The following is an 11,974-nucleotide window of genomic DNA, read 5'->3' as shown; positions in this document are numbered from 1 at the left end:
GTGGTGACGGGCCGAGGGTTTCTCCAGCCTATGCGTGCGGCGTGCGACACCCCGGCCCGGCTTGACCTGAACGAGGGGGAGAGACGGCGGGAGCGATCCCTAGGCTGAGGGGGTCGATCATCCGCCCGCCGCATTTCGAGGAGCGCACGTGACACACCCCCGCAGACGTCCCGCCCCGCTGCGCCGCGAAGCCGTCCTGGCCACCGTCCCCGTCGCCGTGGCCGCGCTGCTCACCGCGGCCGGGCCCGCGGTGGCGGCCGGCCCCGCCGGTACGGCCGGGGTCGGCGACCCCTACTTCCCGCTCGCCGGCAACGGCGGATACCACGTGAGCCACTACGACCTGACGCTGCGCTACGACCCGGCCCGCCGCCACCTCGCCGGCACAGCCGTCCTGACCGCCCGCGCCACCCAGCGGCTCACCCGCTTCGACCTCGACCTCCACGGCCTGAGGATCACCGGGCTCACCGTCGACCACGTCAAGGCCGGACACCGGCGCGACGGCCAGGAACTCGTCGTCACCCCACGGCGCGCCCTGCGCAAGGGCGAGCGGTTCCAGATCGCCGTCGCCTACAACGGAACCCCCGGCCCGGTCACCGACCCCGACGGCTCCCCCGACGGCTGGATCCCCACCGACGACGGCGCGTTCGTCGCGGGCGAACCGCAGGGCGCCATGACCTGGTTCCCGGCGAACAACCACCCCCTCGACAAGTCCTCCTACGACTTCCACCTCACCGTCCCCCAGGGCCGCACCGCCGTCGCCAACGGCGTCCTGCTCGCCCAGCGCACCGCGAAGGGCACGACCACCTTCCACTGGCGCCAGACCGAGCCCATGGCCGCCTACCTGGCCACCGCCACCGTGGGGAACTTCAAGGTCACCCGCTACACGACGCGCGACGGCGTCCAGGTCTACGACGCGGTGGATCCGCGGGAGGCCGCCGCGGCCGGGCCGGTGCTCAAGAAGCTGCCCTCGGTGCTGGAGTGGGAGAGCGGGCTGTTCGGGCCCTACCCCTACCGCGCGGCCGGCTCCCTCGTCGACCACGCCCCGGACGTCGGCTACGCGCTGGAGACCCAGACCCGGCCGGTGTACGACAGGGCCCCCGACCTCGGCACTCTCGTCCACGAGAGCGCCCACCAGTGGTTCGGCGACTCCGTCTCACTCACCTCCTGGAAGGACATCTGGCTCAACGAGGGCTTCGCCACCTACGCCGAGTGGCTCTACGCCGAGCAGCACGGCGGCGACAGCGCGCAGAAGTCCTTCGACGCCCTGTACGCGCGACCCGCCACGGACGGCCTGTGGGCGTTCCCGCCCGGCGCCCCCGGCAGCGGCGCCCACATCTTCGGCACCCCCGTCTACGCCCGGGGCGCGATGACCCTGCACGCCCTGCGCACCGCCGTCGGAGACCGCGCCTTCTTCCGCATCCTGCGCGCCTGGGCCACGCAGCACCGCTACGGCCACGGCACCACCGCCCAGTTCGAACGGCTCGCGCAGCGGCAGTCGGGCAGGAACCTCCACGCCCTGTTCACCACCTGGCTGTACACGCAGGGCAAGCCCCGCCACCCGTGATCTCCCGCTGAACGGGCATGGGGAACCTGACGAGTTCCACACATCTCTCGGCCAAGGTCACCTCATGATCACGCACCGCCCCCGTGCAGCGATGCTCGCTGCCTGCCTTCTCCTCACCGGATGCGGCGGCGCGGCCTCCGCGGGCCAAGCGCACCCCACGGCCGCGGCCGCGGCCGTGGGAGCCCCGGCGTCCCCCGCGCCCGCAAGCACCGCCGGGCCGGCGCGGGAGATACCCGGGCTGGGGCCCCGGACCCGGGCTGCGGTTCCCCGCACCGCCCGGCAGGCGGTCGTGGTGAGCGGCCGCGGCAGGAACTCGCCGCTCTCCACGGTCGTCCTGTACCGGCGCACCGGCTCCGGCTGGCAGCCCGGCGAGGCCTGGCCCGCGCACAACGCGCTGCGCGGCTGGAGCGACCGGCACAGGGGCGGCGACCTGCGCTCGCCCGTCGGCGTCTACGGCCTCACCGACGCCGGCGGGCTGCTGGCCGACCCCGGCACGCGACTGCCCTACGACCACGGCTCCGGCTTCCACTCGCCGGGCACCGGCTTCGAGGGCGAACCGCTGGAAGGATCCTTCGACTACGTGGTGGCGATCAACTACAACCGCGCGCCCGGCACTTCGCCGCTCGACTGGACCCGGCCGCTCGGCGCGGGCCGCGGCGGCGGCATCTGGTTCCACGTCGACCACGGCGGGCCCACCCACGGCTGTGTGAGCATCTCCGAGGGGCACATGAAGCAACTGCTGCGCACGCTCGACCCGGCGCTGCGTCCCGTGGTCGTCATGGGCGACCGTGCCTCCCTGGCCCGCTGAGGAAACGGAGTCGTGGCGTGTGCGCTCATGTACTGGTGGCCGAGGACGACCCGATGCAGGCCGAACTCATCCGCCGCTCGCTGATCGCCGAGGGGCACACCGCCACCGTGGTGCACGACGGCTCCGCCGCACTGGACGCGGTGCGGCGCGACCGGCCGGACCTCGTCGTCCTCGACCTGATGCTGCCGGTCATCGACGGCTTCGGCGTGTGCCGGGTGCTGCGCCGCGACGACGACCTGCCGGTGCTGATGCTCACCGCCCGCGCAGCCGAGGACGACGTGCTGCTGGGCCTGGAACTCGGCGCCGACGACTACATGACCAAGCCCTACAGCCCGCGTGAGCTGATGGCCCGCATCCGCACCGTCCTGCGGCGCAGCGGGCGCGCGGGCGCCGACCGCCGGGACGAGCGCGTCGTACGGGCCGCCGGTCTCGCCGTCGATCCCGAGCGGCACGAGGTGCGCTGCGACGGGGAGCCCGTGGACTGCACGCCCGCCGAGTTCCAGATCCTGCTGGCGATGGCCGCCGAACCCGAACGGGTCTTCTCCCGGCTCCAGTTGCTCCAGTGCACCCGGGGCTTCGACCGTTCCTCCACCGAACGGGCCGTGGACGTGCACGTCATGAACCTGCGCCGCAAGATCGAGGCCGACCCGCGCAGACCCGTACGGCTGCTGACCGTGTTCGGCGTCGGCTACAAACTCAGCGGCGGCCGCGCGTGACGCGCCGGAGCCGGGCCCGGATACCGCTGCGCAAACGGCTGTCGGTGCGGCTGCTGAGCGCCTCGGTGCTGATCGCCGTGTGCTCGGTGGCCGCCACCGCGTGGCTGGCGGTCGCCACCACGACCCGCGCGCTGCGCGAGGAGCAGGGCCAGGCGCTCTCCGACGACATGGACATCCTCGCCCGGCTCAGCGGCTACGCGGCCACCCACGCCGACTGGACGGGAGTGCGGCGCACGGTGCGCGACCTGTCCGCCAGGACCGGCCGGCGCATCGCCCTGACGAGCCCGGACCGCACCCTCCTCGCCGACTCCGCGCCGCGGGGCGCCTCGCTGCCGCCGCGCGCCGCCGCGACCGTCGACCCGCTGCGCACCGACACCTACACCGAGCGCGGAGCCCAGCTCAGCGGCACCGACCCCCGTGTCGTGGGCCCCTACCGCCTCACCCCGCCCGAACGCCAGAAGCTCGACGGCGTCGCGCGCGCCCGCCGGCGCTGCTTCTCCCGCTACGGCATCGAGACGACCGTCGCCCACACCCCGTCCGGCCGCCCGGTGCTCGCCGGGGCCGACGGCGGCACGGTGGACGAGTACGTGCCCGAGGAGTGCGCGGACGGACGCCTCGACACGCCGACGCCGACGGAGCAGAAGGCGCTGACCGTGCTCCAGGCCCACGCGGGCCCGTGTCTGGTCCGCGAGGGCCTGGATCCGGACATGCCGCTGTACTTCGGGGCGGGCGTCCCCGCTGTCGACGGCCGGGACGCCACCCCCGCGCCCGCGTTCGTCAAGGCGGGCGAGGGCAGATCCGGCCGCGCCGCCCAGGCCTGTCTCCAGGAGGCCCGCCGGGCGCAGCTCGACCCGTACGTGGCGCCGGTCGCCGAGCTGTTCCTCGGCGGCGGGGACAGCGGCGCGCCACGGTGGGACATGTCGCCGGCCAACAAGACGAAGGTGTTCGGCGCGGCGGGCCTGGTGCTGGCCGTCACCGTCGCCGTGAGCGCCGTCGTCGCGACCCGGCTGGTGCGGCCCCTGCGTGCGCTCACCGAGGCCGCGCAGCAGCCCCCGGAGCGGCACGCGCGCGTGCCCGTCACGACACGGGACGAGACCGGGATCCTGGCGGAGGCGTTCAACGACCTCGCCGAGCGCCGGGAGCGCCTGGAGGCCCAGCGCAAGGCGCTGGTCAGCGACGTCGCCCACGAACTGCGCAGCCCGCTCACCAACATCCGCGGCTGGCTGGAGGTCACGCGCGACGGACTGGTCGAGCCCGACGCCGAACTGCTCGGCGCCCTGCACGAGGAGGCCCTCGTGCTGCAACGCGTCATCGACGACCTGCGCGACCTCGCGGCCGCCGACGCGGGAACCCTGCTGCTGCGCCGCGAGCCGGTCGCCGCGGACGAACTGCTCGCCCAGGTCGCCGCCGCCCACCGGGTGGCCGCCGACGGCGCCGGGGTCGCCCTGCGGACCGAGACCGACGGCCTGCCCTGGCTGGACGCCGACCCGGTACGGCTGCGGCAGGCGCTCGGCAACCTCGTCGCCAACGCCGTGCGCCACACGCCGCCCGGCGGCACGGTCACGCTGGGCGCGCGACGGGACGGCGAGGAGGTGGTGCTGACGGTCGCCGACACCGGCACGGGCATCGCCGAGGAGGATCTGCCGCATGTCTTCGAGCGGTTCTGGCGGGCCGAGAAGTCACGCAGCCGCCGTACCGGCGGAAGCGGCCTCGGGCTGGCGATCGTGCGCCAGTTGACGGCCGCTCACGGCGGCACGGCGGAAGCGGCCGCGCGTGCCGGAGCGGGCAGTGTGTTCACTCTGCGGCTGCCCGCGTCGCCGCCGCCCGCGGACGGCTGACGGGCGCCGCCCCGAGCGGCCGCGGAGCGCAACCGGCGGCCCGGCCGGGCCGCCGGTTGCGCGAGGCCGGTTCCACCGGGTCAGGCACTGCGCCGGGCCCTGATGCGGCGCTTGAGGGCGCGCCGCTCGGTCTCGCTCGTCCCGCCCCACACCCCGAGCGTCTGATCGGTCTCCATGGCCCATTCCAGGCACGGTTCACGCACCGGGCAGCGCCGGCAGACCGCCTTCGCCTGTTCCGCCTGCATCAGTGCCGGGCCCGAGGTGCCGATCGGGAAGAAGAGGTCGGGATCCTCTGAGCGGCATTCGGCCTGCTCTCGCCAGTCGTGCATCGAAGTCACCTGCGATCGGGTCGTCTGTGCCGTTCCGGATGTGTTGCCTCCGATCGGGTCACCGGCACGGCCGCGCTGAAACAGGGCGGGCCCGCAAAGACGTTCACTGCTCCCGCAGGCCCCACGGGGAGCCGTACTCCGTCAGCAGGTCGAGGAAGGGCCGGGCGGGGAACGCCTCGGGGCCCAGCACGCCCACGCCGGACCAGGCTCCGCCGGCGAGCAACTCCAGGGCCACCACCGGGTTCAGGGCCGTCTGCCACACGACGGCCTGGCTGCCGTACTCGGCCATGGACCACTGGTTGTCGACCACGTGGTAGAGGTACACCTCGCGCGGCGCGCCGTCCTTGATGCCCCGCACCCAGGTGCCCGCGCAGGTCTTGCCGTGCATCAACTCGCCCAGCGTCGCCGGGTCGGGCAGACAGGCGGCCACCACGTCACGCGGCGAGACGGACACCGGCCCCCGCTCACCCGGCACCGTCACCGGCGCGGTGCGGTCCAGCCCCAGCCGGTGCAGCGTCTTGAGGGTCTCGACGAACTCGCCGCCCAGGCCGTACTTGAAGGTGACCCTGCGCGCCTTCACCCAGCGCGGCACGAGCAGCACCTCCTCGTGCTCGACGTTCACGCACTCCACCGGCCCGATGCCCTCGGGGAAGTCGAACACCTCGGGCTCGCTGAAGGGCTCGGTGGTGAACCAGCCGCGGTCGGCCTCGTAGACCACCGGGGGGTTCAGGCACTCCTCGATCGTGGTCCAGATGCTGAAGGAGGGCGCGAAGTCGTGGCCCTCGACGGTGAGGTTCGCCCCGTCGCGGACGCCGATCTCCTCGATCTCGTCGAAGAGTTCGTCGGCGGCGTACCGGGCGAAGACGTCCGACAGTCCCGGTTCGACGCCCATGCCGACCAGGGCGAGGGCGCCCGCCTCGGCCCACTCGTCGGCCTCGGCGAACTGCGCGTCGCCGAGCCGCACACCGCACTCCTCGTACGGGCGCTCCGGATGCGGCCGGGACAGCGACATCGCCATGTCGACATAGCGGGCCCCGCCGGCGCGCGCCGCGTGGAACAGGGGCATCACGAACCGCGGGTCGGTGGCGTTGAGCAGGACGTCGCAGCGGTGGCGGGCGAGCAGGGCGGTCACGGCCGCCTCGTCTGAGGCGTCCACGCGCTCGGCGTGGAACCGTTCGTCGCCGTCGAGCGCGGCGACGGCGGCGTCGGCGCGCGCCGGATCGTAGTCGGCGACGACCATCGCCTCGAAGAACGGACGGCGGGCGGCGATCCGGGTGATGGCGGTGCCGACACCGCCGGCGCCCACGAGCAGGACACGCATGGCGAGAACTCCCTCGGTTGAGAGTGCGAGTGCGAGACGAAAGTGTGCGAAGCAGGGCCCCGCACCCGATACAACGCCGCGCGTCCGCGTAAGGTCAATGGCGTTGGCATAAGAGCGGAGGGGGCCACCCGTCCGGCCGGACGACGAGGGAGCGTGGGGCCGATGGCGAAGCAGGTCGTCCCGGAGGAGAAGCGGCGGCGGCGCCGGCCCACCCGGAGCGGCACCGTGCTGTCGGAGACCCTGATCGTCGAGGCCGCGCTGCGGCTGCTGCGCGAGCACGGCAGCACGGGGCTCAGCGCCCGCCGTCTCGGGCTCGCCCTCGACTGCGACCCCAGCACGCTCTACCGCTACTTCCGCGGCATGGACGAGCTGACCCTCGCCATCGGGGACGCGCTGATCGGGGAGGCGTTGCGCGGCTGGCGGCCGACGGGGGAGTGGCGGGCGGACCTGCACGCCGTGGGCCTGCGCATCCACGCCGCCTACGTCGCCCATCCGCAGGCCGCCCAGCTCACCGCGAGCCGGGTCACCGGCCGGGCCAACGAACTCGCCGCCGACGAGGCCGTCCTGGACGTCCTGCGCACCGCCGGCTTCCCGCTGCCGGACACCGTGCGGATCTACCACGCGTTCATCGACCAGACCCTGGCGTTCGCCGCCCTGGACGCGGCCGCGCTGGCCCTGCCCCGCGCGGCGCAGCGCGCCGACGACGCGATCTGGCGCTCGACCTACGCCCGGCTGCCCGCGGAGACCCACCCCAGGATCGCCGAGGCGGCCTCCCTGCTCTCGGCCCGCATGGTGACCAGCGCCTATCCCACCGCGCTGGAGATGCTGCTGGAGAGCGCGCAGGCCCGCCTGGCGGCCCTTGCGGCGGACCGCCGCCGCCCTTAGGGGGTGCGGCGCAGCGACTCGGCCGCCGTCGCGGCCACCGCGTCCGCGACCGCCGCGAGGGCCGGGGAGTCGAGTTTCCACTGCTGCCAGTACAGCGGCACGTCCAGCGGCCGGCCGGGGGCCAGGGCGACCAGACGGCCGGAGCGCAGCAGGGGCTCGGCCTGCACCTCGGGCACCATGCCCCAGCCGAGCCCGGCCACGACCGAGGCGGCGAAGCCCTCCGAGGTCGGCATGGCGTGGCGCACCGGACCCGCGCCCCGGGCGCCCCGGCGCAGCCCGCGCACGAAGGCGTCCTGGAGGTCGTCGCTGCGGTCGAAGGCCATGACCGGCGCCCGCGGCAGGGTCTCGTGGAGCGGGCCGTCGGCGAGATGGCGGGCGACGAAGCCGGGGCCGGCCGTGGCCAGGTAGCGCATCGTGCCGAGGGTCCGCACCGAGCAGCCGGTCACCGGCACGGGCGACGAGGTCACCGCGGCCATCACCAGCCCCTCCCGCAGCAGTTCGGCCGTGCGGGTCTCGTCCTCGCGGTGCAGCTCGAAACAGAGCGGCGGCTCCTGCGCCACCCTGGCCAGGGCCGGCAGGAACCAGGTGGCCAGGGAGTCCGCGTTCACGGCCACCGTCACCCGGGTCGGTTCGCCCTCGCCGCTCATGCCCAGCTCGGCCCGCGTGTCGCGCTCCAGCCGGGCCAGCTGGCGGGCGAACCGCACGACGATGTCGCCCGACTCCGTGGGCCGCACCGGCTTGGTGCGCAGCAGCAGGACCCGGCCGGTGCGCTGCTCCAGCGCCTTGACGCGCTGGCTGACCGCCGAGGGCGTCACCCGCAGCGCGGCCGCCGCCGCGTCGAAGGTGCCCTCGTCGACCACGGCGAGCAGGGTGCGCACCTGGTCGAGCGGGAGGTCCGTCATCATCGCCGCGTCACCGCCGGTCGCGTCGTCACAGGAATCATCACAGCGGCTAATGATACGTTAGAATCTTTAGCTGTACCCGCAGTGATCGACTGTCTAGCGTGGACGGCATGTCCTCCGCACTCACCGCCGCGGCCGCCGGCTTCGGCACCGGTCTCTCGCTCATCGTCGCCATCGGCGCCCAGAACGCGTTCGTCCTGCGCCAGGGGATCCGCCGGGACGCCGTCCTGGCCGTCGTGGGGATCTGCGCCCTGTCCGACGCCGTGCTCATCGCGCTCGGCGTGGGCGGGGTCGGCGCGGTCGTGGTCGCCTGGCCCGACGCGCTCACCGTGGTCGGCTGGGTCGGCGGGGCGTTCCTGCTCGGGTACGGGCTGCTCGCGGCCCGCCGCGTGCTCCGCCCCGGCACGCAGGCGCTGCGCGGGGACGGCGAGGCCGCGGGTTCGCGCCGCCGGGCCGTGCTCACCTGCCTGGCGCTGACCTGGCTCAACCCGCACGTCTACCTCGACACCGTCTTCCTGCTCGGCTCGGTCGCCGCGGACCGCGGCTCGCTGCGCTGGACGTTCGGTCTCGGCGCGGCGCTGGCCAGCCTGTGCTGGTTCGCCGCGCTGGGCTTCGGCGGCCGGGCGCTGGGCCGCTTCCTGGCGCGCCCCGCGGCCTGGCGGGTGCTCGACGGTCTGGTGGCCGCCACGATGATCACGCTCGGCGTGCTGCTGATCGCCCGCGCCTGAGTCCGTGATCCGGGACGCCGGGGTCATAAGAGCGGCCGAATTCCAGGGCTGCCATAGTGACCCACGGAATCGAAAGATGTAACGAGCAACCAGGAAGTGCGTGGACACCAGCGAGAGCACCCCCGTCCCCGACCCCGAGGCCGTGGAGAGCGGGCAGGTTCCCGAGGGCCCCGGCCGGCGCGGCTGGCGCCGCTGGGCCATGGACACCCGGCCCCTGCGCCGGCCCGCCTACCGGCGGTTGTGGTCCTCCACCGTCGTCACGGCCGTGGGCAGCCAGCTCACCGCCGTCGCCGTCCCCAAGCAGATCTACGACATCACCGGCTCCTCCGCCTGGGTCGGCTACGCGAGCCTCGCCGGGCTGGTGCCGATGGTGCTGTTCGCGCTCTGGGGCGGTGCGGTCGCCGACACCGTCGACCGCCGCAAGCTGCTGCTGGTGACCAACAGCGGCATCGCCGTCACCTCGGTGCTGTTCTGGATCCAGGCGGCCTCGGGGCTCGGCTCGGTCGCCGTGCTGATGGTGCTGCTCGCCGCCCAGCAGGCGTTCTTCGGCCTCAACTCGCCCGCCCGCAACGCCTCCATCGCCCGGCTGGTCCCGGCGGACGAACTCGCCGCCGCCAACGCGCTCGGCTCCACCGTCATGCAGACGGGCCTGGTCGCGGGGCCGCTGCTCGCGGGGGCCCTGATACCCGTGATCGGGCTGCCCGAGCTGTACCTCCTCGACGCCGTCGCGCTGTGCGTGACCCTGTGGGCGGTGTTCCGGCTGCCCGCGCTGCCCCCGTCGGCGAGCGCGACCGTCCGGCGCGCCGGTCTGCGCGAGATCGCGGAGGGCTTCCGCTACATCTCCCTGCACAAGGTGCTGCTGCTGTCCTTCCTCGCCGACGTCATCGCCATGGTCTTCGGCATGCCCCGCGCCCTGTTCCCGCAGCTCGCGGCCGAGACCTACGGCTCGTACGGCGAAGGCCTCGCCCTCGGTCTGCTCTTCGCGGCGATCCCGGTCGGGGCGGTGCTGGGCGGCCTGTTCTCCGGCACGTTCTCACGGGCGCGCCGGCACGGCTGGATGGTCATCGGCGCGGTCGTCGCCTGGGGGGTGTCGATCGCCGGCTTCGGGCTGAGCGGCAGCCTGTGGCTCGCGGTGGCGTTCCTCGCCTGCGCCGGCGTCGCCGACATGGTCTCCATGGTCTTCCGGGGGGCGATCCTGCTGTCCGCTGCCACCGACGAGATGCGCGGCCGGATGCAGGGCGTCTTCACGGTGGTCGTCGCGGGCGGCCCGCGGCTGGCCGACGTCCTGCACGGCACCGCGGGCGCGGCGTTCGGGCCTCGCGCGGCCGTCGCGGGCGGAGGCCTCCTGGTCGTCGCCCTCATGCTGGCCCTTGCGGCGGCGGTGCCGGCCCTGCGCCGCTACCGCGTCTGACGCGGCGGGCCGGCCGCCGCGCCGCGGACGCCCGCGGGACCGGACCGGCCGGCGTACCGCGAGAGCCGCCGCCGTCGGGGGCTACAGCGCTCCGCGCCGGTGGGAGCCGTACTCCTCCATCAGCCGGCCCCGGGTCATCTCCAGCCGGTGCGCGAGGATCTCCGCCACGATCCGCACCAGCGACATCCCGAGCGCGGGTTCCTCCTCGCAGAGCTTGAGCACGGGCTGCGCCTCGAACTCGTAGGCGCGCACGGGGCTGAAGGCCTCGGCGCCGAAGTCCCAGCGGTACGGCGGGAACAGCCATGACCAGCCGAGCAGGTCGCCGGCGCCGAGGCCGGCGACCGTGACCCGCCGCTGGGGCGTCACCTGCTGGGTGAGCGAGACCGCGCCGGACCGGACGACCCAGAAGCGGTCGGCCGTGTCGCCCGCCTCGAAGATCCGGGCGTCCTCCGCGAAGGAGACCTCCCTGGCGAGTTCCATCAGACGTGCGCGCTGGGGCGGGGGAAGGGCGGTCAGCAGTCTGGTCGCTCTGGTCATGGCGCGGGGCTCCTCGCCGACGGTTCGGTGGGGCGTGTTCCTCCCCTTCCCATTGGAGCCGCTGCCGCCGTCCCGGGCACCTCGGCGGACGGTACTTTCCCGGTATCGGCACATCCGGCGGTCCGGACCGCCGGTCCCGCACGGTCCCGGGCGCCAGGCGTCCCGGGTTTCCGGGCACCGGTCCGGCTGATGTCCCGGGCGCCGACCCGGCGCGGACATGGAGAAGCCCTGGCTGGACGGGGGAAGCCAGCCAGGGCAGTAAAGGGTGGCGGACGGAGGAGGAGTAGCGTCGACTCCGTCCACCACGTATGGATGAACCGTAAACCATTCATGGCGGTTTTCCGCACGGGAAACCCGGTCCAGTGACCCGTTTCACTCCGCCGCCGTCGGGCGCTCCCTCCTCGCGGCGATCCTGCGCGGTCCGGCCCGCCTCCCGCGCCCCGGTCGTCGGGTGCTCGCCGAGGCGGCCCCCAACCGCGTTGCCGTGCCCGCGCGTTGGGGTTCAGTCCCCGTCGGTGGAACGGCCGGGCGTCACGATCTCGTCCAGCACTCTCACCACGGCCTCGTAGGCGAGCCCCCGCACATGGGCGTCGCGCGCCCCGTCCGGGTCGGTCTGGGAGAGGTCGGCGCTGCGGGCCCGGCAGGCGAGCAGTTCCTCCCGGGCGCAGGTGCGGGAGCGCTGGATGCGCCGCAGCAGTTCGTCGGAGTCCACGACATCGGTCATGCAGCCCGCCTACCCGGACCGGGCCGGACGTATGGCTCCCGCCGTCGCCCGATGCTTCCCGGACGATTGCTCCCGGTCCGGGAGGTTTGGCCGTCGCGGGGAAGGTCAGCCGGTCAGAGACAACAGCAGACCATGCCGACCGGCCCCGGAGCGCGCCAACGGACCGCGCCCCACCCCTCGGGCCCCCACTGGGAAGTCCCACCACCCGGCC

12 protein-coding genes are annotated in these 11,974 nt (G+C 74.2%); 7 read left to right on the top strand and 5 right to left on the bottom strand.

Annotated features, from left to right (window positions below; all coding sequences use genetic code 11):
* Positions 1-148 precede the first annotated feature (148 nt).
* The 4 genes from OG802_RS02080 (at position 149) to OG802_RS02065 (ending at position 4,926) form a co-directional block, all read left to right on the top strand.
* Positions 149-1,564: a M1 family metallopeptidase gene (locus OG802_RS02080; protein WP_329406556.1), complete on the top strand. Its 1,416-nt coding sequence runs from the start codon at positions 149-151 to the stop codon at positions 1,562-1,564.
* A 64-nt stretch (positions 1,565-1,628) separates the two neighbouring features.
* Positions 1,629-2,372 carry a L,D-transpeptidase family protein gene (locus tag OG802_RS02075; protein ID WP_329406554.1) on the top strand — a complete coding sequence of 248 codons (744 nt, stop codon included), beginning with the start codon at positions 1,629-1,631 and terminating at the stop codon, positions 2,370-2,372.
* 17 nt (positions 2,373-2,389) lie between these two features.
* Positions 2,390-3,088, top strand: coding sequence for a response regulator transcription factor (locus OG802_RS02070; protein ID WP_329406552.1), 699 nt, complete (start codon positions 2,390-2,392; stop codon positions 3,086-3,088).
* Entirely contained in the window at positions 3,085-4,926 is a 1,842-nt protein-coding gene (locus OG802_RS02065) for a sensor histidine kinase (protein WP_329406550.1), read from the top strand. The genes OG802_RS02070 and OG802_RS02065 overlap by 4 nt, the downstream gene beginning before the upstream one ends.
* Positions 4,927-5,006: 80 nt before the next feature.
* On the opposite strand, the gene OG802_RS02060 is transcribed toward OG802_RS02065, so the two are convergent.
* A complete protein-coding gene (locus OG802_RS02060; protein ID WP_329406548.1) occupies positions 5,007-5,255 on the bottom strand; it encodes a WhiB family transcriptional regulator in 249 nt (82 codons plus the stop codon).
* 103 nt (positions 5,256-5,358) lie between these two features.
* Complete coding sequence (locus OG802_RS02055; RefSeq protein ID WP_329406546.1) at positions 5,359-6,576, bottom strand: saccharopine dehydrogenase family protein; 1,218 nt, start codon at positions 6,574-6,576, stop codon at positions 5,359-5,361.
* 162 nt (positions 6,577-6,738) lie between these two features.
* On the opposite strand from OG802_RS02055, the gene OG802_RS02050 reads away from it, so the two are divergent.
* Positions 6,739-7,461: a TetR/AcrR family transcriptional regulator gene (locus OG802_RS02050; RefSeq protein ID WP_329406544.1), complete on the top strand. Its 723-nt coding sequence runs from the start codon at positions 6,739-6,741 to the stop codon at positions 7,459-7,461.
* Here the strand turns inward: OG802_RS02050 and OG802_RS02045 are convergent.
* On the bottom strand, positions 7,458-8,366 hold the full coding sequence (locus OG802_RS02045) for a LysR family transcriptional regulator ArgP (protein ID WP_329406542.1): 909 nt from the start codon (positions 8,364-8,366) through the stop codon (positions 7,458-7,460). The genes OG802_RS02050 and OG802_RS02045 overlap by 4 nt on opposite strands.
* A gap of 107 nt (positions 8,367-8,473) precedes the next feature.
* On the opposite strand from OG802_RS02045, the gene OG802_RS02040 reads away from it, so the two are divergent.
* The gene (locus tag OG802_RS02040) at positions 8,474-9,091 is read left to right on the top strand and encodes a LysE/ArgO family amino acid transporter (RefSeq protein WP_329406540.1); all 618 of its coding nucleotides are present in this window, start codon (positions 8,474-8,476) and stop codon (positions 9,089-9,091) included.
* 100 nt (positions 9,092-9,191) lie between these two features.
* Entirely contained in the window at positions 9,192-10,502 is a 1,311-nt protein-coding gene (locus tag OG802_RS02035) for an MFS transporter (protein WP_443055164.1), read from the top strand.
* Between the two features lie 81 nt (positions 10,503-10,583).
* Here the strand turns inward: OG802_RS02035 and OG802_RS02030 are convergent, their stop codons facing one another.
* Both OG802_RS02030 and OG802_RS02025 read right to left on the bottom strand, forming a co-directional pair.
* Positions 10,584-11,039 carry a cyclic nucleotide-binding domain-containing protein gene (locus OG802_RS02030; protein WP_329406538.1) on the bottom strand — a complete coding sequence of 152 codons (456 nt, stop codon included), beginning with the start codon at positions 11,037-11,039 and terminating at the stop codon, positions 10,584-10,586.
* Positions 11,040-11,541: 502 nt separating this feature from the next.
* The gene (locus OG802_RS02025; RefSeq protein ID WP_329406536.1) at positions 11,542-11,763 is read right to left on the bottom strand and encodes a hypothetical protein; all 222 of its coding nucleotides are present in this window, start codon (positions 11,761-11,763) and stop codon (positions 11,542-11,544) included.
* Positions 11,764-11,974: the final 211 nt, after the last annotated feature.

Source organism: Streptomyces sp. NBC_00704 (genome assembly GCF_036226605.1).
In the GTDB taxonomy this organism is placed as follows: domain Bacteria; phylum Actinomycetota; class Actinomycetes; order Streptomycetales; family Streptomycetaceae; genus Streptomyces.
The sequence above is the reverse complement of the archived record's forward strand: the minus strand, read 5'-3'. Positions and strand labels throughout refer to the sequence as shown.